This window comes from Streptococcus suis YS56 (assembly GCF_000440115.1).
In the GTDB taxonomy this organism is placed as follows: Bacteria; Bacillota; Bacilli; order Lactobacillales; family Streptococcaceae; genus Streptococcus; species Streptococcus suis_L.
Map to the genome: position 1 here is coordinate 1 of NZ_ALMY01000013.1, position 26,706 is coordinate 26,706.

Genomic DNA, 26,706 nt, shown 5'->3' on the forward strand with positions numbered 1-26,706 from the left:
AGGTAGATACCAAGTTTAAAGCAGTTATTTCCGGAGACAAAAGGAGAGAAGAAAGTTTTCATGCGTATGGCGTGGTATCCTAGTGCCAAACCTTGAAAATTGACTGGTTTTCTGCTACAATATATTATTGACTAAAACTGAAATAGGATGAATGATATGGTAACAAATGTACTTCGTTCTCTCATTGAAAATGATAAGGGAGAGCTAAGAAAACTTGAGAAAATGGCAGACAAGGTCTTCTCGTATGCCGATGAAATGGAAGCGCTGACTGATGAACAGTTGCAAGCTAAGACAGCAGAATTTAAGGAGCGATACAATAACGGTGAATCCCTCGACGATCTTTTGTACGAAGCATATGCGGTAGTCCGTGAAGGAGCTCGTCGCGTATTGGGCCTCTATCCCTACAAGGTTCAGGTTATGGGAGGAATCGTTCTTCACAACGGTGACGTTCCGGAAATGCGTACAGGTGAAGGTAAAACTCTGACTGCAACGATGCCTGTTTATTTGAATGCCTTGTCTGGTCAAGGTGTTCACGTAGTGACGGTTAACGAGTATCTTTCTACTCGTGATGCGACTGAAATGGGTGAATTGTACTCATGGCTTGGTCTTTCAGTTGGGATCAACTTAGCTGCTAAATCACCCTTGGAAAAACGTGAGGCCTATAACTGCGATATTACTTATTCGACCAACTCAGAGATTGGTTTTGACTACCTCCGAGACAATATGGTTGTTCGCGCAGAAGACATGGTTCAACGTCCTCTCAATTACGCCTTGGTCGATGAAGTTGACTCAATCTTGATTGACGAAGCTCGTACGCCGTTGATTGTATCTGGTGCACAAGGTTCTGAAACAAACCAGTTGTATTTCTTGGCAGATAATCTTGTTAAATCTTTGACAACAGAAGATTACATCATTGACATTCCATCTAAAACGATTGGTCTGTCTGATTCAGGTATTGACAAGGCAGAGAAATTCTTCAAGTTAGATAACCTTTACGATATTGAAAATGTAGCCATTACCCATTTCTTGGATAATGCACTTCGTGCCAACTACATCATGACCTATGATATTGACTATCTGGTCAATGAAGACCAAGAGGTTATGATTATCGATCCATTTACAGGTCGTACGATGGAAGGTCGTCGTTATTCTGATGGACTTCACCAAGCCATCGAAGCTAAGGAAGGTGTACCGGTTCAAAACGAGTCTAAGACAAGTGCCTCTATTACCTACCAAAACCTTTTCCGTATGTATAAAAAATTATCAGGGATGACGGGTACTGGTAAAACAGAAGAGGAAGAATTCCGTGAAATCTACAACATCCGTGTTGTACCAATCCCAACCAACCGCCCAATCGCGCGTGTTGACCACGAAGATTTACTCTATCCAAGTCTAGAATACAAATTCAATGCCGTTATTGCTGATGTGAAGAGACGCTATGAGAAAGGGCAACCTGTCTTGGTCGGTACAGTTGCGGTTGAAACTTCTGATTTGATTTCTCAAAAATTGGTAGCTGCAGGTGTCCCTCACGAAGTATTGAATGCTAAAAACCACTATCGTGAAGCGCAGATTATTATGAATGCTGGTCAGCGTGGTGCGGTCACTATTGCGACCAACATGGCGGGACGCGGTACCGATATTAAGTTAGGTCCAGGTGTACGTGAACTTGGTGGGTTATGTGTTATTGGTACTGAGCGCCATGAAAGTCGTCGTATTGATAACCAACTTCGTGGACGTTCAGGTCGTCAAGGTGACCCAGGTGAATCACAATTCTATCTATCTCTTGAAGATGACTTGATGAAACGCTTTGGTTCAGAACGCATCAAAGTATTTATGGAGCGTATGAATCTAACAGAAGAAGAGTCTGTTATCAAGTCTAAAATGTTGACACGTCAAGTTGAATCTGCCCAGAAGCGTGTGGAAGGGAACAACTACGACTCACGTAAACAAGTCCTTCAATATGACGATGTGATGCGTGAGCAACGTGAAATCATCTATCGCCAACGCCAGGATGTTATTACTGCTGACCGTGATTTGGCTCCTGAAATCAAAGCGATGATGAAACGGACGATTGAACGCCAAGTTGCTGGTCACTTCCTTGGTTCGAAAGATGAAGCTATTGATGGAATTATCAAATTTGCGCATGCAAATCTCGTTGAAGATGATACCTTGAGTAAAGCTACTTTTGAAGCAATGAATCAGAAAGAGATTGTCGAAGAGCTCTATGAGCGTGCCTTGAGAGTCTATGATTCGCAAGTGAAAAAATTACGCGATGAAGAACGTGTACGCGAATTCCAGAAAGTTCTTATCCTTCGTGTTGTGGATAACAAGTGGACAGACCATATTGATGCCTTGGATCAATTGCGTAATGCAGTCAGTCTTCGTGGATACGCTCAAAACAATCCAATCGTTGAATATCAATCAGAAGCATTTACTATGTTCAACGATATGATTGGGGCTATCGAGTTTGAAGTAACCCGCTTGATGATGAAGGCGCAAATTCATGACAATATTGAGCGTGAGCGTACAAGTCAAGAAGCACATACGACAGCTGTTAAGAATATTATGCCGAGCCAATCGCATGCAATTCAGGAGAATGTATCTTTTGAAGGTGTTGATCGTAACGATCCATGCCCATGCCAATCTGGCAAGAAATTTAAAAATTGTCACGGCCGTAAATAGGAATGACGCGTGGACTGGACGGCTGTCCAGTCCTTTTGCAATTTTTAGACAAGTCACTAGAGTCAGTTCGTTTATTTTAATAAATAAAATGACTATGCAAAAGGAGACCGATTAATGATAGTAGGACATGGCATTGACCTTCAGGAGATGGAGGCGATTGAAAGTGCCAGAATCAAACACCAAGGGTTTCCCAAAAAGATTCTCACAGAGAAAGAATTTGAACGGTATCAAAGTCTGTCTGGTCGCCGTCAGTTAGAATATTTAGCTGGACGTTGGTCAGCCAAAGAAGCGCTGACCAAGGCCTTGGGAACAGGTATTGGTAAGATAGGATTTCATGATATTGAAATTCTGAACACCAGCAAAGGAGTTCCCTATGTGACGAAGAGTCCCTTTGATGGGAATATTTGGCTCAGCATTAGCCATTCAGGAAATTTTGTACAAGCTAGTGTGATTTTGGAGGAGAAAGATGATTGAAAGTGAACATCGACCCACGCAAATTCGGGTTAACTTAGATGCGATTGCGGAAAATTTCGAGCAAGTAATGACCAACTTGCCCCCGAAGACCGAAGCGTTTGCTGTTGTTAAGGCGAATGCTTATGGTCATGGAGCTGTTGCGGTAGCGAAAAAGTTATCCAGTCAAGCAGCTGGTTTTTGTGTTTCGAATTTGGATGAAGCATTAGAGCTACGTAAAGCAGGTATCGAGCATCCTATCTTGATTTTAGGAGTGGTTCCTGTACGTTTTTTACCAGTAGCTCATCAACTCAATATCAGTGTGACAGTTGCCAGTCTGGACTGGTTGCAAGATGCAAAAGACTTAGAGGCGGATTTATCTGGTCTAACTGTCCATCTTAAGCTAGATACTGGTATGGGGCGGATTGGTTTTAGAAAAATAGCCGATTTGCTACAAGCGATTGCTATCCTTGAAGAATTAGAGTATGACATCGAAGGAGTCTATACTCATTTTGCTACTGCGGATGAGGTTGATCAGGCGCACTTCGAGAGTCAACTGTCTGTTTTTAAAGAATTTTTGGATGTTCTACCAATTACTCCGCGCTGGATTCATGCCAGCAATTCAGCAACAAGTATTTGGCATGCTGATACAGTATTTAACCTGGTTCGTTTGGGAAACATTCTTTATGGACTTAATCCAAGTGGACGAGTACTAAAACTCCCGTTCGAGGTTCAACCAGCCTTATCTCTCGTATCTGAAATTGTTCATGTAAAGCAGGTTGAAGCTGGCACAACAATTGGCTACGGAGCTACTTATCACAGCACCGACTCAGAATGGATTGCGACCGTTCCGATAGGATATGCAGATGGTCTCGTACGAAGCTTACAGGGCTTATCAGTCTTAGTCGATGGGCAGGCCTGTGAAATTGTAGGGCGTATTTCGATGGACCAGATCACCATTCGTTTACCTCATGTTTATCCACTTGGTCAAAAAGTCACCCTAATCGGTCAAGATGGAGATAAAACGATCTCTGTTCAGGAGTGGGCTGATCGTATCGGAACCATAAATTACGAGGTGGTTTGTCTTTTGACAGATCGCCTACCTCGAATTTTTGAATAACAGCGATAGTAAAAGTGACGATAATCCACCTCTTTCGCTAGAATAGAAGGGTAAAATATTAGAGAAGTGTCACCTAGATATTGTCTATAATACAAATATCGTCATTTAGTTGACTTTTATTACTTCGATGTAAGAGGAGTGGGAAAGATTCGACTAGGTCAAAAAGAGTTCCCCTCACTTCCAAGCAGTTGGCTCGGGCTAAAATAGTCCACTGGACTGTTGAACCCAATCAACCACTGCGCTGAGATGTTGACACAAATTTTGAGTTTTCGTATAAAAAGCCTAAAAAAATAGCTTAGAATTGCATCGTCAGAAACGTTGATTCTAAGCTATTTTTGTTTATTCAAATTTTAATTGCTACTCAATGAAAATTAAAATCAGACTAGCTCCAAAGGTTTCCCAAACCTTTGGAGCTTGGAGATAGAGTGAACGAAGTTCGTTTCTCCAAGAGCAGATATACGCCTGCTACTTTCTTATTTTATGGTGGCAGGCTGTCAAGCTCCACTGGAGCTTGACACTCATCCAATCAAGTCAACAACGTCTGATTTTGATTTTCGAAGAGTATGAAGAGGGAACTGATCGACCTCGTTGTGATTATTGCTCGTTAAAAAAAGCTTCATAGAGTGCGTGCAGAGCGCGTTTCTTTTCTTCGGTTTTGACAACGAACATAACAGAAACTTCACTGGCTCCCTGTGAAATCATTGCCAAGTTGACGTTTTGTTTAGAGAGGGCGGTGGTAGCGGTAGCTGTTACACCGACATGGCTCTTCATATTTTCACCAACAATCATGATAATAGATAAACCATGTTCGATTTCGGCCTTGTCAACTTCCATTTTCGTATTGAGTTGACGAAGGATTTCTTCTTCCTTAATAGGAGTCAATTCACGCTCACGGACTACGATGGATAAATCGTCAATCCCGGTCGGCATGTGCTCCCAGCGAATATTGAGATCTTCGAGAATTTGCAACACCTTACGACCAAAACCAACTTCACGGTTCATCAAGTATTTGGACAAGTTAATGCTGACAAAACCATCGTCTGCAGCAATACCGACAACAGGAACTGTTTGCTCGGTATGTTTGTGTACAATTCGGGTACCAGGGTGAGTTGGGTTATTGGTGTTTTTGATAACCAATGGAATCCGCCCGCGATAGGCAGGAAGGAGGGCTTCATCGTGGAGGACGGAGAAACCTGCATAAGCTAATTCTCGCATTTCACGATAGGTCAATTCTTTGATTGAATGTGGATTTTTAATGATGCCAGGATGGGCAGCAAAAATACCATCGACATCTGTAAAGTTTTCATAGAGGTCAGCCTTGACCCCGGCAGCAATGATGGAACCTGTAATATCCGATCCACCTCGTGAGAAGGTACAAATCTGGTTATCAACAGTTACACCGAAGAATCCTGGGATAATGAGTACTTCATCTATATCACGAAGCTCTTCGATTTTGTCATAACTTGAAGGCAAAATGCGAGCATTTCCTGGTTCGGAGCTGACGATAATACCAGCTTTTTTAGGATGGACATAGCGTGCAGGCAATCCTCTGTGGGTAAAATATTCGGCAATCAATTTGGCATTATTATCTTCACCAGCTGCTAAGAATGCGTCGTAAAGGAATTCGTTATTATCAATTGGTAGGCTGGCCAAAGAGATGATGCTGTCTGCGATTTTCTTCATGCTGTTAGCTGTGAAACCAAGTTCGTCAACCATTGCTTGATAACGGTTGATGATCCATTCTTGACTGGCAGTCACATCTTTTCCGTTAACATATTCTTTATAATATTTAATCAACGCATCAGTAACTTTAGTATCCTCGGCATTGCGTTTTCCAGGTGCAGACACAACAACAAAGCGACGTTCTGAATCAGATTGAACAATATTGAAAACTTTTTCTAACTGTCCAGCTGAAGCAAGTGAGCTTCCCCCAAATTTAATAACTTTCATTCTCATCTCCTTGGATATTTTTTTCTATTATAGCAGAATGATATGAAATTGTCAGTATGTTCAGACAAATCTTGCCAAGAATTTTATCGAAAAACGAACAAGAGGTAAGCATGAAAATTTCAGAAAAACATTTTTTCTTTCAACTGTGTTACAATTAAAGTAATAGGAGGCGAGTATGGTAAAAGCAATTATTTTCGACATGGATGGTGTACTTTTTGATACAGAAACATTCTATTTTCAACGTCGAGTGAATTTTTTAGCGACAAAAGGTTTATCGGTTGATCATTTGGATCCATCTATATTTGTCGGTGGAAGGGCTAGTCAAATTTGGCAACGGATTTTAGGGGACGATTATGATAACTGGGATGTCCCTGCCTTGGAAGAAGAATATCGTGTGTATAAAGAAAAGCGACCTACCCCTTATGCAGAGAGGATTTTTCCTGAAGTTAAAGCGGTATTGGAGAGACTAACTATCCAAGGTATTCCTGTAGTTTTGGCTTCAAATACCGACCAAGCAGAAATCGAACGTGCTCTACTAGATGCTGGTATACGCTCTCACTTTAGTCATGTTTTCTCAGCGATGGATTGTGAGGCCCCAAAACCAGATCCCGCAGTTTATGTGAAAGCAGCCAGTGCAACAGGAGTGGCTAAATCGGATATTTTAGTATTTGAAGATAGTGCTAAGGGAATTGAAGCGGCTAAAAAAGCAGGATTGACAGTTTGGGCTATTCGAGACCAGCATTATGGAATTGATCAGTCGAAAGCAGATAGATTGGTAGACAATCTTGAAGATGCCTTTGATTTATTGCGATTTTAAGAAATATTATATTGTAGTCCAAGTATTAGTTCTCGGTGAAAAATGGTGTTTCTAGCTCAGAATCCAGTTAAATCTTCCAAAAGTATTAACGTGAAAAAATGAAAGTTGTAAATTAAACTTAGAGCCTATATTTACAGTTCAGACTTGCATATTGAGGTTGTTTTTTCAAAATACAGTCAGTATTTCCCTCAAAAATTGCCTTGATGAGCGAAAAAGCCAAGGGCTTTGCGTGTGAATATAGGTTCTTAGACACGTTATTTTCTAGCATATCTAAATTTTATATTTCGAGGATAGCCCCCCCTCTTTTTCGGACGTCACACTTTCCTTGCTAGAAAAAAAGTGACAATTGTAAAAACTGTGTTACAATGGAAAACAAGAATTTGAAGTTTGATGTTCAAATCTTTTAATAATCAAACTATTTTGAAAGGAGCAAGGGAATGGCCTACCAAACAATTCGTTATGAAGTAATTGATTCCGTAGCAATTCTAACTTTAAACAGACCGGAAGTGGCAAATGGTTTTAATATTCCTATGTGTGAAGAAATCTTAGAAGCAATCCGCCTTGCAGAAGGGGATGCCTCCGTCAAAATTTTACAAATTCAAGCACAGGGTTCCATTTTCTCCGTGGGTGGAGATTTAGTTGAGATGAAACGTGCAGTTGATGATGATGATATTGCTTCTTTGGTAAAAATAGCAGAGCTGGTGAATGATATTTCGTTTGCGATGAAGAAATTGTCTAAAGTGGTCATTATGGTGACAGATGGGGCAGTAGCCGGAGCCGCGGCTAATATGGCGGTGGCAGCTGATTTTGTTATTGCCTCCAGCAAAACAAAATTCATCCAGGCCTTTGTTGGCGTCGGGTTGGCGCCAGATGCGGGTGGTATTTTCCTGCTCAGCCGTGCCATTGGTGCCAATCGTGCTAGTCATTTGGCCATGACAGGAGAAGGTTTGTCTGCGGAGAAAGCCTTAGAATACGGCATTATTTATAAACTGGTTGAGCCAGAAAAGTTGGAAAAAACGGTCCAGCAGGTCCTTAAGAAGCTCATGCGTGGTTCCATCAATTCCTACGTGGCGATTAAGCAACTGGTCTGGGAGAGTCAGTTCAAGGACTGGGAATCTTATCGCCGTTTGGAGTTACAATTGCAGGAAAGTTTGGCCTTCAAAGAAGACTTCAAAGAAGGTGTACGTGCACATGCAGAGCGGAGGAGACCCGCTTTCAAAGGAAAATAATTAGCATTTTCTGAAAAAATATTTGACAATCAAATTATTCTGGAGTATACTTTGACTATCAAAGTAAAGGAGGCCTGTTTTGGAAGATCCAAAAGTAAATGAATATCTGACAGCGATTTTTAATAATGTGTTGGTGATTGAAGAAACAAGTCTGCGTGGTAGCCGATTCAATGATATTTCGATTAAGGAAATGCACACGATTGATGTGATAGGAAGTATTGATGGAGCTACTCCGAGTGATGTTGCTCGGACTTTGATGGTAACCTTAGGTACTGTTACAACTAGCTTGAATAATTTGGAAAGAAAAGGATATGTTGAGCGTATTCGTTCGACCAAAGATCGGCGAGTTGTTCATCTCTATCTGACCAAAAAAGGTCGACTAGTCTATCGTTTGCATCAACGATTTCACAATGAAATGGTTAAGCAGATTACAGATGGTATGGATGATGCAGAGTATCAGGTAATGAAGAAAGGACTCATGAAACTCTATCACTTCTTGGAGGATTTGAAATGAGAAACCATGCTAAAATCAGTCAGGTGGCCCACTATCTTCCGAAGAAGATTGTGACCAATGATGATTTGGCTCAACGAATGGAGACCAGTGATGAGTGGATTCGTAGCCGTACAGGTATCGGTCAACGGCACATTGTTACTGGAGAGACGACGAGTGATTTGGCTAGTCAAGTGGCTAGAAAATTACTGGAAAAGTCTCAGCTAGATGCTAGTGAAATTGACTTCATCATCGTAGCAACGATTACTCCAGATGCTTCAATGCCATCTACGGCAGCTATGGTCCAAGCAGCAATTGGTGCGAAAAAGGCTTTTGCCTATGATCTCGTTGCAGCTTGTTCAGGATTTGTTTTTGCGCTATCAACAGCAGAAAAATTGCTTGCTTCAGGAGTCTATAAGATAGGACTTGTCATTGGAGCTGAGACCCTATCTAGGTCTGTCGACTGGTCGGATCGATCAACGGCTGTTTTATTTGGAGATGGTGCTGGAGGAGTTTTGCTGGAAGCGTGTGAACAACCGAGCTTTTTAGCAGAAATCTTGCGAACGGATGGCAGTCGAGGTGCTAGTCTGACAGCAGGGATAGACCAGAAAGAGACGCCATTCTCGACACAAAGCTGTCAGCAACCCTTTATCCAAATGGAGGGCAGAGCTATATTTGAATTTGCTACGAGGGATGTTACGGCAACCATGGCAGAGCTGCTAGAACAAGCTGATATGACTGTGGATTGTGTTGATTATTTCTTGCTCCATCAGGCCAATATACGTATTCTAGATAAGATGGCTCGTAAATTGGGAGTGGCGCGTGAAAAATTTCCAGCAAATATGGATAAATATGGCAATACCAGCGCAGCAAGTCTTCCCATTCTCTTATCAGAATGTGTAGAGAGCGGGATGTTGCGATTGGATGGAAGCCAGACTGTTCTCATGGCTGGTTTCGGTGGAGGCCTCACATGGGGAACTCTACTCTTACAACTTTAGTTAATTCCTTGCCCTAGGCAAGATTAAAATATTTTATTTTCCAAAAGGAGACACATATCATGGCAGTATTTGAAAAAGTACAGGAAATCATCGTTGAAGAATTGGGTAAGGATGCTGAAGAAGTAACCCTTACAACAACCTTTGAAGATTTGGATGCAGATTCATTGGATCTTTTCCAAGTTATCTCTGAAATCGAAGATGCCTTCGATATTCAAATCGATACTGAAGAAGGTTTGACAACTGTAGGCGATTTGGTTGCCTATGTTGAAGAAAAAACAAAATAATGATTGTTAAGAAAAGTGCTATTTAGCATTTTTCTTAAGCTAAATACTTTGATAATCAAAACATTGAGATATCAAACTATTTTTTGAGTGAGGGGGCAACCCTTCACTTGTTTACCTAATGATTTGATATTCAAATGATTAGGTAAGCAAGAAAAAAAGATGAGGGAATTATGAAGACGAAAATAACAGAATTGCTCGATATTAAGTATCCAATTTTTCAAGGTGGTATGGCTTGGGTAGCTGATGGAGATTTGGCTGGTGCCGTATCTAATGCAGGTGGTCTAGGAATCATCGGTGGAGGAAATGCTCCCAAAGAGGTGGTCAAGGCAAATATTGACAAGGTTAAATCTATCACGGACAAGCCTTTCGGTGTCAATATCATGCTTTTGTCTCCTTTTGCGGATGACATTGTTGACTTGGTCATCGAAGAAGGTGTGAAAGTTGTCACTACAGGAGCAGGAAATCCAGGGAAGTATATGGAACGTCTCCATGCTGCAGGGATTACAGTTATTCCTGTTGTACCAAGTGTAGCCCTTGCGAAACGCATGGAAAAATTAGGGGTAGATGCTGTTATTGCTGAAGGTATGGAAGCCGGAGGCCATATTGGTAAATTGACCACCATGACCTTGGTTCGTCAGGTTGTTGAAGCCGTATCTATTCCTGTTATTGCTGCTGGAGGTATTGCAGATGGTGCAGGTGCAGCGGCAGCATTCATGTTGGGTGCAGAAGCGGTGCAAGTTGGAACTCGTTTTGTAGTAGCTACAGAGTCCAATGCTCATCAGGCTTATAAGGAAAAAGTTTTAAAAGCTAAGGATATTGATACAACTGTATCTGCTTCTATTGTTGGACATCCTGTGAGAGCTATCAAGAATAAGTTGTCATCTGCTTATGCAGCTGCAGAGAAAGATTTCTTGGCAGGTAAAATTTCGGCAGATGCTATTGAGGAATTGGGGGCAGGTGCCCTTCGCAATGCCGTTGTGGACGGCGATGTAGTCAATGGTTCGGTCATGGCCGGTCAGATTGCTGGCTTGGTAACCAAGGAAGAAACCTGTGAAGAGATTTTGAAAGATTTATATTTTGGAGCTGCCAAAGTGATTCGTGAAGAAGCGAGTCGCTGGGCCTCTGTTGGAGAATAAGATGACAAAAACAGCCTTTCTATTTGCAGGTCAAGGGGCTCAGACGCTTGGTATGGCCCGTGACCTCTATGACGCTTATCCCATTGTCAAGGAAACCTACGACCAGGCTAGTCAGATTTTGGGCTATGATGTGCGGGACTTGATTGACCACCAGGAAGACAAGCTCAACCAGACCCGCTATACCCAGCCTGCGATTTTGACAACCTCCCTTGCTATCTATCGTTTGTTGGCAGAAAAGGGGATTAAGCCGGACATGGTAGCTGGTCTGTCCTTGGGAGAATACGCAGCCTTGGTTGCTTCAGGTGCTTTGGCTTTTGAAGATGCGATTGCTCTGATTGCCAAACGGGGTGAGTACATGGAAACGGCTGCACCGACAGGGACTGGTAAGATGGTCGCTATCCTCAATACAGATGTCAGCTTGATAGAAGAAGTCTGTTCGTCAGTTACCTCTGGGATTGTTTCCCCAGCCAACTACAACACACCGGCCCAAATCGTCATCGGAGGCGAGGTGGCTGCTGTGGATGAGGCGGTTGAATTGTTGAAGGAAGCAGGTGTCAAACGCATGATTCCCCTCAATGTATCTGGCCCCTTTCACACGGCTCTCCTGCGACCAGCTTCGGAGCAATTGGCTCAGGCCTTGGAGCAGGTGGAATTTGCAGACTTCCAAGTAGAGTTGGTCGGTAATACGGAAGCCAAGGTCATGAAAAAAGAGGACATCAAGTCCCTCTTGACCCGTCAAGTGATGGAACCAGTCCGTTTTTATGAGTCAATCGCAACCATGCAGGCGGCTGGAGTGACTAAGTTTATCGAAGTCGGTCCAGGCAAGGTCTTGGCAGGTTTTATCAAGAAGATTGACAAGACGGCTGAGGTTGTGACGGTGGAAGATGTAATAAGCCTAGAAAGCTTGTTGAATAGCCAATAAGGAGAAATCATGGAACTTACCAATAAGAATGTGTTTGTAACGGGTTCGAGCCGTGGAATTGGCTTGGCCATTGCCCATAAATTTGCCAGTCTTGGTGCCAATGTGGTGCTGAACGGTCGTGGACAGCTAGGTCAGGACTTGCTGGACAGCTTTTCAAGCTACGGTGTCAAAGTAGTGGCGATTTCAGGAGATATTTCTAGCTCGGCGGATGCCAAACGGATGGTGGCTGAAGCAGTTGAGGCTCTCGGTAGCGTCGATATCTTGGTCAACAATGCAGGGATTACCAAAGACGGTATGGCTCTTCGGATGACGGAAGAGGATTTCGAGAGCGTTTTGAGTGTTAACCTAACTGGAACTTTTAACATGACCCAGGCTGTCTTGAAGCCCATGACCAAGGCACGTGAAGGGGCGATTATCAACCTTTCTAGTGTGGTCGGTTTGACAGGAAATGCTGGTCAGGCTAACTATGCTGCTTCTAAGGCAGGTGTCATTGGTTTTACAAAATCCATTGCCCGTGAAGTCGCAGGTCGAAATGTCCGTGTCAATGCAATCGCACCAGGTTTTATCCAGTCAGATATGACGGATGTCCTGTCCGATAAAATCAAAGATGCTATGTTAGGGCAAATTCCTATGAAACGCTTTGGTGCGACAGAAGAAGTAGCTGATGTTGCTGTATTCCTTGCTAAGCAAGAGTACCTGACAGGTCAGGTGATTGCAATTGACGGCGGCTTGACCATGCAGTAATCCAGTCTTCCAGTTTATCTTTTATTACTTCGATGAGTGAAAAGCTCCAGTGGAGGTTTTCAGCCTACCACCTTTGAGTTAAAGAGTGGTAGTTTGAAACTACGTTTCCAGATTTCCAGCTTTAAACAATCTATTGGATTGTTTGAACTCGCTTTGCCGTACTAACGGAGCGTTACTTACTATCGTAAGTACGATTTCCAATCTTCAATAGTCCACTGGACTATTGAAGCTGTCTGCAGCTTGTTGAAATGAACTTTGTTCGTAGTACTAAAAGCAAACTGAAAGACTGCAATAACGCACTGTAAATTCAATGTTGTTTTGTGTGTTATTTTAAGAGAGGTTTGAAAATGACAAAATTAAATCGTGTAGTAGTGACAGGCTATGGTCTGACATCTCCAATCGGAAATACGCCAGAGGAGTTCTGGGATAGTTTGAAAGCAGGGAAAATTGGGATCGGAAAGATTACCAAGTTTGATACCAGTGAATATTCGGTCCATAATGCTGCGGAATTAAAAGATTTTCCTTTTGACAAATATTTCGTTAAAAAGGATACAAATCGCTACGATAATTACTCACTCTATGCACTCTATGCAGCTAAAGAAGCGATTGCTAATGCACAGCTGGATACAGAGACAGTGGATAGTGACCGTTTTGGCGTTATCTTATCAACAGGTATCGGTGGTATTTTGGAAATTGAAGAGCAAGTGGCTCGTATGAACGAAAAGGGACCAAAACGTATTCGTCCCATGGCTCTTCCAAAGGCCTTGCCAAACATGGCTGCTGGAAATATTGCTATGCAGGTCGGTGCAAATGGTGTCTGCAAGTGTGTCATCACAGCCTGTGCTTCGTCAAATGATGCCTTAGGAGAAGCCTTCCGTGAAATCAAGTTTGGTTTCCAAGATGTCATGTTGGCAGGTGGCTCAGAAGCAGCCATTACTCCATTTGCAATCGGTGGCTTCCAAGCATTGACGGCTATGTCTACAACAGATGATCCAAGCCGTGCTTCCATTCCATTTGACAAGGACCGCAATGGTTTTGTTATGGGAGAAGGGGCTGCTGTCTTGGTCTTGGAAAGTTTGGAACACGCAGAAGCACGTGGGGCAACTATCTTGGCTGAAATCGTTGGTTATGGAAATACCTGCGATGCCCACCACATGACTTCTCCACATCCAGAAGGTTTGGGTGCTATTAAGGCCATGAAGTTGGCTATTTCAGAAGCAGGTTTAGAGCCAGCTGACATTGACTACATCAATGCCCATGGCACTTCGACACCGGCTAATGAAAAAGGAGAAAGTCAAGCTATCGTATCGGTCTTCGGCAAGAACACGCCAGTTTCTTCCACCAAGTCCTTCACAGGTCACTTGTTGGGAGCAGCAGGTGCAGTTGAAGCAGCGGCGGTTATTGAAGCTATGCGTCATTCTTACGCACCTAAGACAGCTGGTACGACGGAATTGTCTGATTACATTGAGGCGGATGTCATCTACGGTCAAGGTCGTGACATGGAAATCCGCCATGCCATTTCAAATACATTTGGCTTTGGAGGTCACAACTCGGTGATTGCCTTCAAGCGTTGGGAGGCTTAAGTGAATATTACAGAAATAAAGGATTTGATGAGTCAGTTTGACCAGTCAAGTTTGCGAGAATTTTCATATAGCAATGCTGGGGAAACCTTGCATTTCAGTAAAAATCAGCAGGCGACAGCGGCTCCGACTACAATCGTAGAAGCTCCGCTTGCTCCAGTAGCTCCTGCAAGTCCAGCCCCTGTCCCAGCAGTTGAAATCAGCGAGCCAGCTCCAGCAGAAGCCAGCTCAAGCCCTGTGGCAGAAGGTGCGGTAGTGGAAAGTCCCTTGGTCGGTGTGGCTTATTTGTCACCAGCCCCTGACAAGCCAGCCTTTGTGGCAGTTGGCGATACGGTCAAAAAAGGGCAGACCCTCATGATTATCGAAGCCATGAAGGTCATGAACGAAGTGCCTGCTGACCGTGACGGTGTGGTCACAGAGATTTTGGTGGCCAACCAGGACGTTGTAGAATTTGGACAAGGATTGGTACGCATCAAATGATTGATATTTTGAAAATTAAAGAGGCTCTTCCTCATCGCTATCCGATGCTCTTGGTCGATCGTGTCCTTGAAGTATCGGAAGATGAGATTGTGGCTCTCAAAAATGTGACCATTAACGAGCCCTTCTTCAACGGGCATTTTCCAGACTATCCTGTCATGCCAGGTGTTCTCATCATGGAGGCTTTGGCACAAACCGCAGGTGTCTTGGAGTTGTCTAAGGAAGAAAACAAGGGCAAGCTGGTTTTTTATGCTGGTATGGATAAGGTTAAATTTAAGAAGCAAGTTATACCTGGTGACCAGTTGATTATGACCGCTAAATTTGTCAAACGCCGTGGAACCATTGCGGTCGTTGATGCAAAGGCAGAAGTGGACGGGAAACTGGCTGCGTCGGGGGTGTTGACTTTTGCTATTGGAAACTAAATCAGTTCTCCATTTTATCTTTTATTGCGTCGACGAACGAGGAAACTTCGTTTCCTTATTTCCAACTTCAAATAATTTCATCATTATTTGAACTCGTTTTGCCGAACCCAAGTACTAAAAGTAAAATGAAGAACTGTTATTGATAACCGTTATTTAATATTCTCGCCTTGAGATTGTTATAACAATTATTCTATATTAAAAAGGAGATAGGATTCATCATGTTTGAGAAGATTTTGATTGCCAATCGTGGTGAGATTGCGGTGCGGATTATTCGTGCGGCCAGGGAATTGGGGATTGCGACGGTGGCTGTCTATTCAGAGGCTGACAAGGAAGCTCTCCACACCATGTTGGCAGATGAGGCTGTCTGTATCGGACCTGCTCGTTCGACAGACTCCTATCTCAATATGCAGGCGGTCATCTCGGCGGCTGTTGTGACGGGTGCCCAGGGCATTCACCCAGGCTTTGGATTTTTGAGTGAAAACTCCAAATTTGCCACCCTCTGTGAAGAGGTCGGCATCAAGTTTATCGGTCCTTCTGGGACGGTCATGGATACCATGGGCGATAAAATCAATGCTCGGGCGGAGATGATTAAGGCTCAAGTGCCTGTTATTCCAGGATCAGACGGCGAGGTCTTGACCAGCCAAGAAGCTCTTGAAATCGCTGAAAAGATTGGCTACCCTGTCATGCTCAAGGCATCGGCAGGTGGTGGTGGTAAGGGAATTCGTAAGGTGGAAAAAGCCGAAGACCTAGTGCCTGCCTTCGAATCAGCTTCCAGCGAAGCCAAGGCAGCCTTTGGCAACGGAGCCATGTATATGGAGCGTGTCGTCTATCCAGCCCGCCACATCGAAGTACAGATTTTGGCAGACCAGCACGGTCATGTCATCCATCTGGGAGAACGGGATTGTTCCCTTCAACGCAACAACCAGAAGGTCTTGGAAGAAGCACCGTCGATTGCTATCGGCCAGACCATGCGGGATCGTATCGGTCAGGCAGCGGTACGGGCTGCCCAGTCAGTTGGCTATGAAAATGCAGGAACCATTGAGTTCCTTTTGGACGAAGCCAAGGGCGAATTTTACTTCATGGAAATGAACACACGGGTGCAGGTGGAACATCCAGTTACCGAATTTGTTACTGGTGTGGATATTGTCAAGGAGCAAATCAAGATTGCCGCTGGTCAGGAACTCAGCGTCGGCCAAGAAGATGTGAAGATTACAGGCCATGCCATTGAATGCCGCATCAATGCTGAAAATCCAGCCTTCAACTTCGCCCCAAGTCCAGGTAAGATTTCCAATCTCTACCTGCCAAGCGGTGGCGTTGGTCTGCGTGTGGACTCGGCAGTTTATCCAGGCTACACCATTCCGCCTTACTATGATTCTATGATTGCCAAGGTCATCGTGCATGGGGAAAATCGTTTTGAAGCCCTGATGAAGATGCAGCGAGCCCTCTACGAATTGGAAATTGACGGAGTGGTGACCAATACTGACTTCCAGTTGGACTTGATTTCCGACAAGCGAGTGGTGGCTGGTGATTACGACACCGCCTACCTTATGGAAGAATTTTTACCGCACTATCAAGCAGAATTATAGTCTTTTAGTTTGCTTTTGGTACTCGCTCCAACTATCTGGTGGATAGTTGGAGGTTGGAAATAGAGCGAACAAAGTTCGCATCAACAGCAGCAGGCATAACTCTATGCTTTCTTGTTTCTAGGCATTGACTTGAAACAATCCCCCAGATTGCTTGCACAGTCAATGGACTGTGCAAGGTTGGAGATAATACTTGCAAAGCAAGTCACTTTTAAAAAATCAGGCAAGGCGAGTTCAAACACTCCAGTGGAGTGTTTGAAGTTGGAAATAAGGAAACGAAGTTTCCTCATACGTTGAAGTAATAAAAGAAAAACTAAATGACGATAAAAAAATAAAATAGGAGAGAAGTATGGCTTTGTTTCGCAAAAAGGACAAATATATCCGCATCAATCCCAATCGTTCGCGGATAGAGTCAGCACCTCAAGCAAAGCCAGAGGTGCCAGATGAACTCTTTTCCAAATGTCCAGCTTGTAAGGAAATCCTCTACAAGAAGGACTTGGGACCAGAGAAAACCTGTCAACACTGTTCCTATAATTTTCGGATTACGGCCCAGGAACGCTTGGCTTTGACAGTCGATAAAGGCTCGTTTGAGGAATTGTTTACAGGGATTGAAACCAAAAATCCCTTGGACTTCCCTAATTATTTGGAAAAACTGGCAGCCACCCGTCAAAAGACAGGTTTGGACGAGGCTGTTTTGACAGGAAAGGCGACCATCGGCGGACAACCAGTTGCCCTTGGAATCATGGATTCGCACTTTATCATGGCTTCAATGGGAACGGTGGTCGGTGAGAAAATTACCCGCCTCTTTGAACTGGCTATTGAAGAGAAACTGCCAGTTGTCCTCTTTACCGCATCTGGCGGTGCTCGGATGCAAGAAGGCATTATGAGCCTGATGCAAATGGCTAAGATTTCGGCAGCTGTGAAACGCCATTCCAATGCTGGCCTCTTCTACCTGACGGTCTTGACTGACCCGACAACAGGAGGTGTGACGGCTAGTTTTGCCATGGAAGGCGATATTATCCTGGCTGAGCCACAGACTTTAGTTGGCTTTGCAGGCCGTAGGGTTATTGAGTCAACTGTTCGGGAAAATCTGCCAGACGATTTCCAGAAGGCTGAATTTTTACAAGAACACGGCTTTGTCGATGCCATTGTCAAACGCCAGGACTTGCCAGCGACCATTAGTCGCTTGTTGAGAATGCATGGAGGTGTCAGATGACCAGTGATGTAGCACGTATGATCCGTTTGGCACGTGACCAGGCTCGCCTGACGACCTTGGACTATGCCACACAGCTCTTTGATGACTTTATCGAACTGCACGGCGATCGGAATTTCCGCGATGACGGTGCTGTAGTGGGTGGCATCGGCTTTCTAGCCGATCAGCCGGTGACAGTTATCGGTATCCAAAAAGGGAAGAACCTTCAGGACAACCTCAAACGCAACTTCGGTCAGCCCCACCCAGAAGGCTACCGCAAAGCCCTTCGTCTCATGAAGCAGGCGGAGAAGTTTGGTCGTCCCGTTGTCACCTTTATCAATACCGCTGGAGCCTATCCGGGTGTAGGTGCCGAGGAGCGTGGACAGGGCGAGGCCATTGCCCGCAACCTCATGGAGATGAGCGACCTCAAGGTGCCCATTATCGCCATTATCATCGGTGAGGGAGGTTCTGGTGGAGCCCTTGCCCTAGCAGTCGCAGACCAGGTCTGGATGCTGGAAAACTCCATGTATGCCGTCCTCAGCCCTGAAGGTTTCGCCTCAATCCTCTGGAAAGACGGCAGTCGGGCCATGGAAGCGGCAGAACTCATGAAAATCACTTCTTATGAGTTGGAGAAACTCCAAGTGGTCGATCGGGTGGTTTTGGAAAATGGCAGAGCGACCAAGGAAGTCTTGACTGACATCAAGGACAATCTGGTCAGCCAGTTGGCTCAACTACAAGCCTTGCCACTTGATCAACTACTCGAAAACCGCTATCAACGCTTTAGAAAATACTAGGAAGACCTAGTATTTTTTTGCTAGATTTGATACAATGGATAAAATAGTTATCAGGAGGTTTCCCATGTTAGTAAAAGCAGATCTATCAAACGCAGAAGAATTATTGCCCATTCAACACCGAGCATTTGCAGCCTTGTATGAAACCTATCAGGACCAATACAACCCTGCCATTGAAACTATGGACTACTTCCAATCACGCTTTGCACGACCAAATTGTACCTACTACAAGATTGTCGAGGAAGGTCGGACAGTCGGACTGGTACGAACAACGGTCGCTGAAGATGCAGACCAGGGCTGGCTAGGCTTGATTGGTATTGACCCAGACCACAGAGGAAAAGACTATGGTCACAAGGCCATGTTAGAGTTAGAACAACTTTATCCAACGGTTAGACGCTGGGTGCTCTGTACGGTTTTACAGGAGTCAAAGTTAGTTGCTTTCTACGAAAAACTCGGCTACAAGGCTATCAAAACCGAGCCTGAACAAGAAGGCATGGATATGGTCTATATGGAGAAGTGGATAGGAGATTCAGATGCTTGAACAGTGTCGTAGATACTTGGATTATCAAGGAGTTCATTATTGCAAGCCTGAAAAGGCAGGAGCTTCGGCAAGCGACATGACAGCCTTAAGAAGCTTAGCACAGGCAGCACGTAAGGAGTTTCAGACATTAAGTTTAGCCTTAGCTGAGCAAGTCGGTCCCTTGGTGCCCGAGAGAGTCAGTCAATGGATGAACCAAGCCCAGATTTGCAGACCGCATTTTTGGACCTATTACCGCCTTCCCTCTGCTAGTCCATCGGCCCCAGCTTTCGCCATTCGTCTGTATGGTAAGGGAGTTGAAGCGGGGATTTCAGTAGAAGTTAGCTTCATTGAGCGAAAGAAGGTAGAGACTTCTCTGCTTCAGCAAAACCGTGTGCTGAACTGTCCGATTCAGGCACCGCTTTATTACTGGGTACAGGAGGGACAGGTATTTTATCGCTTGGATGGAACGGAGGAGAATAGGCAGATTTTACTAGAAGCTGTTGAAACGGGACGGGTTCGAAAAGTACTGGTCAAATATGACGTACCATTTGAAACGGTTGAATCCGAAGAGGAACTGCTAGACCGCTTGGTTGGAGGATTTTCCCTACTAGAACCTTATCTGAAGATGACAAAACCCACTGAATGATCAGTGGGTTGACAGTAAACAAGCATTGTCAGGATGTTTGTTTTTTTGTTATATTGACAAATAGTTTGTATTATTGTAAAATTGTACTATATAAACGACACGAAACATTTAATTGATATAATTGTTTGAATATTTGTATGTTGTGTAGCAGTAAAGGAGATTGGTGTGGAGAATGTAAGTCAAGGGATGAAATGGCTTGGTCAAAAATTTTGGATTTTGCTGAGAGTATTTGGTTTCATGGTGCTAGCTGTTCTTCCAGATGCTATTTTAGAAGTGTCTACATCACCAGTAGCTCATTTGGGAATAGCTTTATCCTCCATTGGAGTTATGGTCTTTATGTATTGGAGGGCTGAAAAGAATGGCATTACTATCTGGGATAGAAGTTTTTTAACTTGGAAAGGTCTTGGTTTTGTTGTCTTAACTTTCACAGTGGCTCAGCTATTTAAACACCTTGGCTATTACATTATGGAACTTCAGGGGATTGAAGAAACCAGTAATGATCTTGAATTGACAAAGTTATTAGAAAACATTCCATTTTGGTTAGCCTTTGTAAGAATAGCCTGTCAGGCAGCCATTACCGAGGAGATCATTGTCAGAGGCTATCTGTTCAAAAAGTTTTTTGAAAAGCATAAGATTCTAGGAATTGTAGTATCTGGTTTGATTTTTGCTTTCCTGCATGGACCAACAGATTTGGGATCTTGGATCATTTATGCCAGTCCAGGTTTCTTGCTGGCTTACCTCTACTATAAAACGGATTATCTGATTTATCCTATCGCTGTTCATTTTATCAATAATGCTTGGGCGGTGCTGGCGTTCTATTATTTATAGTTACTGAACAGGATAGAAAGAAGAACGGAGGAAAAAGAGAAAAGTATGGAGCAATTCAGTCAAAAATTGGAATGGATTTGTCGGAAAATCTGGATTTTACTGCTGGCCTTTCTATTGTTACTTCTCGATCATATTCCAATTTCCATATTGGAACAATCAACCTCGCAAGTCGCTCAATGGACTGCAGGCCTATTTTCTATTGCTATTATGGTCTTTATGTGTTGGTTGGCAGAAAGGAAAGGGCTAGCCATTTGGGATAGAAAAATCTTAACTTGGAAGGGTATGGGTATTGTTCTCTTAACCTATAGTGTGGCCCAGTTATTCAAGTATCTCGGGCAGTTTATCATGGACCTTCAAGGGATTGAAGATACCGCTAATCAGATTGGCATTGAAAAGTTGTTACAAACGATACCCTTTTGGTTAGCCTTTGTAAGAATAGCCTGTCAGGCAGCCATTACCGAGGAGATTGTTGTCAGAGGCTATCTATTCAAAAAGTTATTTGAGAAGCACAAGATATTAGGAATTGTAGTATCTGGTTTGATTTTTGCCTTCTTACATGGACCGACAGATTTGGGTTCTTGGATCATTTATGCCAGCCCAGGATTTTTAATGGCTTACCTCTACTACAAGACAGATTACCTCATCTACCCCATGGCAGTGCATTTTATCAATAATGCCTGGTCAGTAGTGGCTTTCTACTATTTTCAATAAGTGAAACGAAAAGACGATTCCGAGTGGAGTCGTCTTTTCGTATGCTTTAGTTGAGTTCAGACTTGTCTGGTAAAAGTATAGCCAGAATGATGTAGGCAGTTAGAAAGGGGAGGTTAGTCACAATGGCCAAGATGATGACCACCAATCGAACATTCTCTAATTTCCAACCGTAGTTTTCATATAGGTCAAAGTAGTCATAAAGACCTGCGATAACGCCAGCCAGTTCACCACGACTTTTGTCCTTATACCATTTCTTTTTCATATTCCTTACCTCTAAGGCTTAATCACGTCTACCCCACCCATGTATGGACGGAGAACTTCTGGAATGGTGACAGAGCCGTCTTCGTTTTGGTAGTTTTCAAGAATGGCAGCTACGGTACGACCAACTGCTAGACCAGAACCGTTGAGGGTATGGAGCAATTTAACCTTGCCGTCAGCAGCATCGCGGTAGCGGATTTGAGCGCGACGGGCTTGAAAATCTTCTGTGTTAGAACAGCTAGAAATTTCACGGTAGGCATTTTGGGCAGGAATCCAGACTTCCAAGTCATAGGTCTTAGCAGCTGAGAAGCCCATATCGCCTGTACAGAGGGCCAAAACGCGGTAAGGCAAGCCCAATTTTTGAAGGATATTTTCTGCGTTTGCCGTCATTTTTTCCAATTCATCATAGGACTGTTCTGGTGTGGCAAATTTGACCATTTCAACCTTGTGGAATTGGTGAAGGCGGATCAGACCACGGGTGTCACGACCAGCAGAACCAGCTTCAGAACGGAAAGATGGGCTCATGGCTGTGAAGTAGATTGGCAGGTCTTTTTCTTCTAAAATCTCGTTGCGGTAGTAGTTGGTCAATGGTACTTCCGCAGTTGGGATGAGGACGAAGTTGGTATCTGCCAACTCAAAAGTATCTTCCTTGAACTTAGGATATTGACCAGTACCGAACATAGAGTCGTGGTTGACCATGTAAGGTGTGATGATTTCCTGATAGCCTTCTGCGATATGCTCGTCCAACATGAAGTTGTAGAGGGCACGCTCCAAACGAGCACCTAAGTTCTTGTAGAAGAGGAAGCGGGCACCAGTTACTTTTGCCCCGCGTTCCCAGTCCAGAATATCGAGGTCCTCACCCAAATCCCAGTGAGCTTTTGGCTCGAAAGTGAATTCACGAGGTGTTCCCCAACGGCGAACCTCCACGTTCTCTTCTTCATCTGCACCAACAGGGACAGAATCGTGCGGCGTATTTGGAAGAACTGCAAGGATGGCGTTCAACTCTTCATCGATTTCCAAGAGCTGGGCATCCAAGTTTTTCACGTCTGCAGACAATTTTTGCATGGCAGCGATTTTGTCATCCGCATTTTCCTTGTTGCGTTTTGCTTGGGCAATTTCCGCAGAAACGGTGTTGCGCTCTGCTTTTAATTCTTCTACAGTAACCAAGATTTCACGGCGCTTTGCATCCAAGTCCTTGATGTCTGCCAAGGTTTCGGCAGCCACACCACGAGTAGCAAGTTTAGCAGCCACTCCGTCAAAATCTGAACGAATGCGTTTCATATCTAACATATATAAGATACCGGACCCTTGAAACAGTCTGGGGACTGCTTCGGATTGGGCGAGTTCAATTCTACCACAACTTTCTTGCAGTAAAACCAAACCTTCCTTTCTATTTTAATAAAAAAACGCACACAGGGAAACTGCTGGAGCGACTTTCACCGCGGTTCCATCCAGCTTCACATGTGTGCACTTTGACTATTTTATTTGTTAACAACGGTAGAATTTCACAACTTTTTCCTATCTGCTCGCAACGACCGCAGACTTTCTGAAAGGAGCTAGAAGCTACTTATCCGTTTCTACTATTATACTTGATTTTCTATTTTTTGGCAAATAGATTTGAAATTTTTTGTCCAATAGTTTGAACCAAGGTAGGTAGTTTGACCACTTTCTCATTGCCAATATGCTCACGGGCAATTTTTAAGATCTTACCTGAGTCCTTAGAAGCAAAGAGAAATTTACCACTGTCTGTAAAGACTTCGAAGTGTCGGCTGACCTTTTTATTGCTCACATTGGCACCGATTTGTTCAATCGATGTCCAAGGAATTTGCACATAATTTTCCACGTTGTTATCTGCATAAAATTCCAAAGCTTGATCACCCAGAAGAAACTTGCCGACAGTACTACCAGCTATGCTGAGATAGGAAACACCTGTTGTGGATAGTTCGACATTTTTATTTAATGATTGTGCCATAGTTACCTCATTTCTTGTTTTATTATACCATAAAACCCCGCATGAGCGGGGTTTGTGAATGGATTACATAATTCCAAGAAGGCGAGCTGCGATACCGAACGCGAACAAGCCAACGATGATGGTGATTGGAGAAACTTTTTTCTTCAACAACCACATACATAGGAATGTAAGAAGCAAGTGCATGAAGCCTGGGATCAAACCATCCAAGTTTTGTTGGAAAGTAGTAACCTTAGTTGGTGTTTGTGACAAACCTTGACCAACCAATTCAAAGGCTTTTTGAATACCTTCAGAACCTTCTGGCAATTTATCCCACTCGATGTAAGCACCTTCTGAAAGTGGAACTTCAGAAACTGTGAAGTTGAAGCCGATAGATACCCAACGTTGAGCAAGTACGGCAAGGATGAACATACCAAGGATAGAAGCACCTTTAGTAATGTCTTGGAGGATACCACCTGACATATCTTTAGTGATTTCTTTACCTGATTTGTAACCAAACTCTTGAGTGTACCAGAGGAAGCTCATACGGATAGCGTTCCATAGACCGAAGAAGAGGATTGGACCAAGGATGTTACCTGATACAGCAAGTGAAGCACCAAGGGCACCAAGGATAGGACGTACTGTAAACCAGAATACTGGGTCACCGATACCAGCAAGAGGTCCCATCATACCGATTTTCACACCTTGGATAGCAGCGTCATCGATGTCAGCACCGTTTGCGCGTTCTTCTTCAAGGGCAAGTGTTACACCGACGATAGGTGCAGCAACGTATGGGTGTGTGTTAAAGAACTCCATGTGGCGCTTAAGAGCCGCAATTTGATCTTCTTTTTTAGTGTAGAGTTTTTTGATGGCTGGAACCATTGTGTAAGCCCAACCCAAGTTTTGCATACGCTCAAAGTTCCATGATGCTTGAAGGAAGGTTGAACGCCAGCAAATCGCTTTACGATCTTTTACTGAAAGTTGAATTTTTTCTGTCATGATTGTGTTCTTCCTTTCTTCTTAGTAGTCTTCTAGGATGTCGCCGATTGGGTCGTTAGAACCAGCTCCGCCACCGTTACCACCTTTTTTAGAAAGGTTGAGGTAGATGAAGGCAAGAGATACACCGATAGCACCAAGTGCGATAAGTGTCAATTGGCTAACTGCAGCAAGTGCGAAACCGATAGCGAAGAATGGCCATACTTCGCGAGTAGCCATCATGTTGATAACCATAGCGAAACCTACGGCAACAACCATACCACCACCGACGTTCATACCACCTGACAACCAAGCTGGCATAGATTCAAGAGCAGCTTGAACAGCTTCAGTTGGGATAGCAAGAAGAAGGGCAGCAGGAACAGCAATACGAAGTCCTTGAAGTGAAAGAGCAATCAAGTGGTAGCGCTCAAGTGCACCGAAGTCACCACGTTCAGCAGCAGCGTCAGCACCGTGTACAAGGGCAACAGATGCTGTACGAACAAGCATTGTAAGGAAAAGACCTGCAACAGCAAGAGGAATAGCAAGACCTTGAGCAACTGAGATCGCAGTTGCAGAGAAGTCACCACCCTTGATCAAGATGATAGCAGCGGCAACAGAAGCAAGGGCAGCATCTGGTGCAATGGCAGCACCGATGTTTGACCAGCCAAGGGCAACGAGTTGGAGAGTTCCTCCAAGCATAACACCAGCTGTAAGGTTACCGGTAACAAGACCGATGAGGGTACAAGCAACGATTGGTTGATGGAATTGGAATTGGTCAAGGACACCTTCCATACCTGCAAGAAAGGCCACAACAACGACCAAAATTGCAGAAATAATTGAAATATCTGACATATTTATAATCCTTTCATATTTCTGATAATCACACAGTGTTAATTAGTTTTTATTTAACATCTGCCTTGTTAATCAATTCAAACAAATCTTTTGGTGAATCATTTGGAACTTTACGAACATCGAATTTGACACCGAGTTCACGCAAGCGTTCAAAGGTAGCTACATCGTCCTTATCCATAGAAAGAACAGTGTTCACCATTGTTTTGCCTGTTGAGTGAGCCATAGAACCAACGTTCAATTCCTTGATTTCTACACCACCTTCGATAGCTTCAAGAGCTTCTTGAGGTGTTTCAAAGAGAATCAAAGCGTGTGTGTTACCGAAGCGAGGATCTTTAGAAACCTCAATCAGTTTCTTGATAGGAACAACGTTTGCTTTAACGTTTCCTGGAGCCGCTTGTTTGATCAGTTGCTTACGAAGCTCGTCTTGAGCAACTGTATCTGAAGCAACGATGATACGATCTGCTTTAGAAGCAGGAGTCCAAGCAGTAGCGACCTGACCATGCAAGAGACGAGTATCGATACGAGCCAAGTTGATTTTCAACTTGCCATCACCGATAACTGTTCCTGGTGGGATAGCTCCCTTAGGTGCTTGTTCAGCACTTGCGGCTGGAGCTGCCTCGGCTGGTTGAAGTTCTTCTGGAAGAACCTTGATACCATCTTTGGCTTCCTTAATAATGTTTGCTGCCACTTTTTCAACACCTGCAGCTGCATCCATTAGACGCTCTGTGTAGGCTTGAATTAGCATTGGCAAGTTCAGTCCAGTGATGATGGCAAATTTGCGGTCTGGACGTTCGCCAGCAACGCGACTTGCTTGGTTAAATGGTGAACCACTCCACAGGTCCGCCAATACCAACACTTCATCATCAGCATCGAATGAGTCGACGGCTGCATTGAGCTTAGCATATAAATCATCTGGACCTTCGCTTGGCATGAAAGTAACAACTTGTACTTTTTCTTGTTCGCCAAAAATCATTTGACCAGACTGATGAATGCCAGCAGCAAATTCACCATGACTTGCAATAATGATTCCAATACTCATTATTGTTCCCCCTAAATTTTTTCTAGTTCCTTTGAAATGTAAAACTAATGAATAGGCTTACA

28 protein-coding genes are annotated in these 26,706 nt (G+C 43.8%); 21 read left to right on the forward strand and 7 right to left on the reverse strand.

The window, feature by feature from the left end; translation table 11 throughout:
• The first annotated feature begins 156 nt into the window (after window positions 1-156).
• From secA to alr, 3 genes are all read left to right on the forward strand, one after another.
• Window positions 157-2,682: a preprotein translocase subunit SecA gene (gene secA / locus SST62_RS0101835; protein WP_029186083.1), complete on the forward strand. Its 2,526-nt coding sequence runs from the start codon at window positions 157-159 to the stop codon at window positions 2,680-2,682.
• Between the two features lie 114 nt (window positions 2,683-2,796).
• Window positions 2,797-3,156 carry a holo-ACP synthase gene (acpS, locus tag SST62_RS0101840; RefSeq protein ID WP_012027718.1) on the forward strand — a complete coding sequence of 120 codons (360 nt, stop codon included), beginning with the start codon at window positions 2,797-2,799 and terminating at the stop codon, window positions 3,154-3,156.
• The gene (gene alr, locus SST62_RS0101845; protein ID WP_029186084.1) at window positions 3,149-4,252 is read left to right on the forward strand and encodes an alanine racemase; all 1,104 of its coding nucleotides are present in this window, start codon (window positions 3,149-3,151) and stop codon (window positions 4,250-4,252) included. The genes acpS and alr overlap by 8 nt, the downstream gene beginning before the upstream one ends.
• A gap of 594 nt (window positions 4,253-4,846) precedes the next feature.
• Here alr and SST62_RS0101850 read toward each other — a convergent pair.
• Window positions 4,847-6,202 carry an aspartate kinase gene (locus tag SST62_RS0101850; RefSeq protein WP_029186085.1) on the reverse strand — a complete coding sequence of 452 codons (1,356 nt, stop codon included), beginning with the start codon at window positions 6,200-6,202 and terminating at the stop codon, window positions 4,847-4,849.
• A gap of 175 nt (window positions 6,203-6,377) precedes the next feature.
• On the opposite strand from SST62_RS0101850, the gene SST62_RS0101855 reads away from it, so the two are divergent.
• The 18 genes from SST62_RS0101855 (at window position 6,378) to SST62_RS1000000112000 (ending at window position 21,572) form a co-directional block, all read left to right on the forward strand.
• Entirely contained in the window at window positions 6,378-7,019 is a 642-nt protein-coding gene (locus SST62_RS0101855) for an HAD family hydrolase (protein ID WP_029186086.1), read from the forward strand.
• Between the two features lie 437 nt (window positions 7,020-7,456).
• Window positions 7,457-8,248 (forward strand): enoyl-CoA hydratase, encoded by a 792-nt coding sequence (locus SST62_RS0101860; protein ID WP_029186087.1) that lies wholly within the window; start codon window positions 7,457-7,459, stop codon window positions 8,246-8,248.
• A 79-nt stretch (window positions 8,249-8,327) separates the two neighbouring features.
• Window positions 8,328-8,762 (forward strand): MarR family winged helix-turn-helix transcriptional regulator, encoded by a 435-nt coding sequence (locus tag SST62_RS0101865; protein WP_012775319.1) that lies wholly within the window; start codon window positions 8,328-8,330, stop codon window positions 8,760-8,762.
• Window positions 8,759-9,736 carry a beta-ketoacyl-ACP synthase III gene (locus tag SST62_RS0101870; RefSeq protein ID WP_029186088.1) on the forward strand — a complete coding sequence of 326 codons (978 nt, stop codon included), beginning with the start codon at window positions 8,759-8,761 and terminating at the stop codon, window positions 9,734-9,736. Before SST62_RS0101865 ends, SST62_RS0101870 begins: the two co-directional genes overlap by 4 nt.
• Before the next feature lie 59 nt (window positions 9,737-9,795).
• Window positions 9,796-10,020 carry an acyl carrier protein gene (locus tag SST62_RS0101875; protein WP_002938891.1) on the forward strand — a complete coding sequence of 75 codons (225 nt, stop codon included), beginning with the start codon at window positions 9,796-9,798 and terminating at the stop codon, window positions 10,018-10,020.
• A gap of 170 nt (window positions 10,021-10,190) precedes the next feature.
• Window positions 10,191-11,156 (forward strand): enoyl-[acyl-carrier-protein] reductase FabK, encoded by a 966-nt coding sequence (gene fabK, locus SST62_RS0101880; protein ID WP_029186089.1) that lies wholly within the window; start codon window positions 10,191-10,193, stop codon window positions 11,154-11,156.
• A 1-nt stretch (window position 11,157) separates the two neighbouring features.
• Window positions 11,158-12,078, forward strand: a complete 921-nt coding sequence (fabD, locus tag SST62_RS0101885; RefSeq protein WP_029186090.1) for an ACP S-malonyltransferase — start codon at window positions 11,158-11,160, stop codon at window positions 12,076-12,078.
• Between the two features lie 9 nt (window positions 12,079-12,087).
• Window positions 12,088-12,822, forward strand: a complete 735-nt coding sequence (gene fabG, locus SST62_RS0101890; protein WP_029186091.1) for a 3-oxoacyl-[acyl-carrier-protein] reductase — start codon at window positions 12,088-12,090, stop codon at window positions 12,820-12,822.
• A 347-nt stretch (window positions 12,823-13,169) separates the two neighbouring features.
• On the forward strand, window positions 13,170-14,405 hold the full coding sequence (fabF, locus tag SST62_RS0101895; protein WP_029186092.1) for a beta-ketoacyl-ACP synthase II: 1,236 nt from the start codon (window positions 13,170-13,172) through the stop codon (window positions 14,403-14,405).
• A complete protein-coding gene (gene accB, locus SST62_RS0101900) occupies window positions 14,406-14,882 on the forward strand; it encodes an acetyl-CoA carboxylase biotin carboxyl carrier protein (protein WP_029186093.1) in 477 nt (158 codons plus the stop codon).
• Entirely contained in the window at window positions 14,879-15,301 is a 423-nt protein-coding gene (gene fabZ, locus SST62_RS0101905; protein WP_029186094.1) for a 3-hydroxyacyl-ACP dehydratase FabZ, read from the forward strand. Before accB ends, fabZ begins: the two co-directional genes overlap by 4 nt.
• Window positions 15,302-15,519: 218 nt before the next feature.
• On the forward strand, window positions 15,520-16,887 hold the full coding sequence (locus tag SST62_RS0101910) for an acetyl-CoA carboxylase biotin carboxylase subunit (protein WP_029186095.1): 1,368 nt from the start codon (window positions 15,520-15,522) through the stop codon (window positions 16,885-16,887).
• Window positions 16,888-17,233: 346 nt separating this feature from the next.
• Entirely contained in the window at window positions 17,234-18,100 is an 867-nt protein-coding gene (accD, locus tag SST62_RS0101915; protein WP_029186096.1) for an acetyl-CoA carboxylase, carboxyltransferase subunit beta, read from the forward strand.
• Window positions 18,097-18,870, forward strand: a complete 774-nt coding sequence (locus SST62_RS0101920; protein WP_029186097.1) for an acetyl-CoA carboxylase carboxyl transferase subunit alpha — start codon at window positions 18,097-18,099, stop codon at window positions 18,868-18,870. The genes accD and SST62_RS0101920 overlap by 4 nt, the downstream gene beginning before the upstream one ends.
• A 64-nt stretch (window positions 18,871-18,934) precedes the next feature.
• Window positions 18,935-19,408: a GNAT family N-acetyltransferase gene (locus tag SST62_RS0101925; protein ID WP_029186098.1), complete on the forward strand. Its 474-nt coding sequence runs from the start codon at window positions 18,935-18,937 to the stop codon at window positions 19,406-19,408.
• Window positions 19,401-20,033, forward strand: coding sequence for a hypothetical protein (locus SST62_RS0101930; RefSeq protein WP_029186099.1), 633 nt, complete (start codon window positions 19,401-19,403; stop codon window positions 20,031-20,033). The genes SST62_RS0101925 and SST62_RS0101930 overlap by 8 nt, the downstream gene beginning before the upstream one ends.
• A gap of 165 nt (window positions 20,034-20,198) precedes the next feature.
• Window positions 20,199-20,861 carry a CPBP family intramembrane glutamic endopeptidase gene (locus SST62_RS1000000111995; protein ID WP_029186100.1) on the forward strand — a complete coding sequence of 221 codons (663 nt, stop codon included), beginning with the start codon at window positions 20,199-20,201 and terminating at the stop codon, window positions 20,859-20,861.
• 45 nt (window positions 20,862-20,906) lie between these two features.
• On the forward strand, window positions 20,907-21,572 hold the full coding sequence (locus SST62_RS1000000112000; RefSeq protein WP_029186101.1) for a CPBP family intramembrane glutamic endopeptidase: 666 nt from the start codon (window positions 20,907-20,909) through the stop codon (window positions 21,570-21,572).
• A gap of 46 nt (window positions 21,573-21,618) precedes the next feature.
• On the opposite strand, the gene SST62_RS0101945 is transcribed toward SST62_RS1000000112000, so the two are convergent.
• The 6 genes from SST62_RS0101945 to SST62_RS0101970 form a co-directional block, all read right to left on the reverse strand.
• Entirely contained in the window at window positions 21,619-21,834 is a 216-nt protein-coding gene (locus SST62_RS0101945; RefSeq protein ID WP_024381939.1) for a PspC domain-containing protein, read from the reverse strand.
• Between the two features lie 11 nt (window positions 21,835-21,845).
• Complete coding sequence (gene serS, locus SST62_RS0101950) at window positions 21,846-23,120, reverse strand: serine--tRNA ligase (RefSeq protein WP_029186102.1); 1,275 nt, start codon at window positions 23,118-23,120, stop codon at window positions 21,846-21,848.
• Between the two features lie 307 nt (window positions 23,121-23,427).
• On the reverse strand, window positions 23,428-23,802 hold the full coding sequence (locus tag SST62_RS0101955) for a DUF956 family protein (RefSeq protein WP_029186103.1): 375 nt from the start codon (window positions 23,800-23,802) through the stop codon (window positions 23,428-23,430).
• 63 nt (window positions 23,803-23,865) lie between these two features.
• Window positions 23,866-24,777 (reverse strand): PTS system mannose/fructose/sorbose family transporter subunit IID, encoded by a 912-nt coding sequence (locus SST62_RS0101960; protein WP_029186104.1) that lies wholly within the window; start codon window positions 24,775-24,777, stop codon window positions 23,866-23,868.
• A gap of 21 nt (window positions 24,778-24,798) precedes the next feature.
• A complete protein-coding gene (locus tag SST62_RS0101965) occupies window positions 24,799-25,605 on the reverse strand; it encodes a PTS mannose/fructose/sorbose transporter subunit IIC (RefSeq protein WP_024418948.1) in 807 nt (268 codons plus the stop codon).
• Between the two features lie 49 nt (window positions 25,606-25,654).
• A complete protein-coding gene (locus SST62_RS0101970) occupies window positions 25,655-26,644 on the reverse strand; it encodes a PTS sugar transporter subunit IIB (RefSeq protein ID WP_029186105.1) in 990 nt (329 codons plus the stop codon).
• Window positions 26,645-26,706: the final 62 nt, after the last annotated feature.

Excerpts from the sequence above, each read along its gene's own strand:
- secA (WP_029186083.1), top strand. The coding sequence starts at position 157 with ATGGTAACAAATGTACTTCGTTCTCTCATTGAAAATGATAAGGGAGAG.
- acpS (WP_012027718.1), top strand. The coding sequence starts at position 2,797 with ATGATAGTAGGACATGGCATTGACCTTCAGGAGATGGAGGCGATTGAA.
- alr (WP_029186084.1), top strand. The coding sequence starts at position 3,149 with ATGATTGAAAGTGAACATCGACCCACGCAAATTCGGGTTAACTTAGAT.
- SST62_RS0101850 (WP_029186085.1), bottom strand. The coding sequence starts at position 6,202 with ATGAAAGTTATTAAATTTGGGGGAAGCTCACTTGCTTCAGCTGGACAG.
- SST62_RS0101855 (WP_029186086.1), top strand. The coding sequence starts at position 6,378 with ATGGTAAAAGCAATTATTTTCGACATGGATGGTGTACTTTTTGATACA.
- SST62_RS0101860 (WP_029186087.1), top strand. The coding sequence starts at position 7,457 with ATGGCCTACCAAACAATTCGTTATGAAGTAATTGATTCCGTAGCAATT.
- SST62_RS0101870 (WP_029186088.1), top strand. The coding sequence starts at position 8,759 with ATGAGAAACCATGCTAAAATCAGTCAGGTGGCCCACTATCTTCCGAAG.
- SST62_RS0101875 (WP_002938891.1), top strand. The coding sequence starts at position 9,796 with ATGGCAGTATTTGAAAAAGTACAGGAAATCATCGTTGAAGAATTGGGT.
- fabK (WP_029186089.1), top strand. The coding sequence starts at position 10,191 with ATGAAGACGAAAATAACAGAATTGCTCGATATTAAGTATCCAATTTTT.
- fabD (WP_029186090.1), top strand. The coding sequence starts at position 11,158 with ATGACAAAAACAGCCTTTCTATTTGCAGGTCAAGGGGCTCAGACGCTT.
- fabG (WP_029186091.1), top strand. The coding sequence starts at position 12,088 with ATGGAACTTACCAATAAGAATGTGTTTGTAACGGGTTCGAGCCGTGGA.
- fabF (WP_029186092.1), top strand. The coding sequence starts at position 13,170 with ATGACAAAATTAAATCGTGTAGTAGTGACAGGCTATGGTCTGACATCT.
- fabZ (WP_029186094.1), top strand. The coding sequence starts at position 14,879 with ATGATTGATATTTTGAAAATTAAAGAGGCTCTTCCTCATCGCTATCCG.
- SST62_RS0101910 (WP_029186095.1), top strand. The coding sequence starts at position 15,520 with ATGTTTGAGAAGATTTTGATTGCCAATCGTGGTGAGATTGCGGTGCGG.
- accD (WP_029186096.1), top strand. The coding sequence starts at position 17,234 with ATGGCTTTGTTTCGCAAAAAGGACAAATATATCCGCATCAATCCCAAT.
- SST62_RS0101920 (WP_029186097.1), top strand. The coding sequence starts at position 18,097 with ATGACCAGTGATGTAGCACGTATGATCCGTTTGGCACGTGACCAGGCT.
- SST62_RS0101925 (WP_029186098.1), top strand. The coding sequence starts at position 18,935 with ATGTTAGTAAAAGCAGATCTATCAAACGCAGAAGAATTATTGCCCATT.
- SST62_RS0101930 (WP_029186099.1), top strand. The coding sequence starts at position 19,401 with ATGCTTGAACAGTGTCGTAGATACTTGGATTATCAAGGAGTTCATTAT.
- SST62_RS1000000112000 (WP_029186101.1), top strand. The coding sequence starts at position 20,907 with ATGGAGCAATTCAGTCAAAAATTGGAATGGATTTGTCGGAAAATCTGG.
- SST62_RS0101945 (WP_024381939.1), bottom strand. The coding sequence starts at position 21,834 with ATGAAAAAGAAATGGTATAAGGACAAAAGTCGTGGTGAACTGGCTGGC.
- serS (WP_029186102.1), bottom strand. The coding sequence starts at position 23,120 with ATGTTAGATATGAAACGCATTCGTTCAGATTTTGACGGAGTGGCTGCT.
- SST62_RS0101955 (WP_029186103.1), bottom strand. The coding sequence starts at position 23,802 with ATGGCACAATCATTAAATAAAAATGTCGAACTATCCACAACAGGTGTT.
- SST62_RS0101960 (WP_029186104.1), bottom strand. The coding sequence starts at position 24,777 with ATGACAGAAAAAATTCAACTTTCAGTAAAAGATCGTAAAGCGATTTGC.
- SST62_RS0101965 (WP_024418948.1), bottom strand. The coding sequence starts at position 25,605 with ATGTCAGATATTTCAATTATTTCTGCAATTTTGGTCGTTGTTGTGGCC.
- SST62_RS0101970 (WP_029186105.1), bottom strand. The coding sequence starts at position 26,644 with ATGAGTATTGGAATCATTATTGCAAGTCATGGTGAATTTGCTGCTGGC.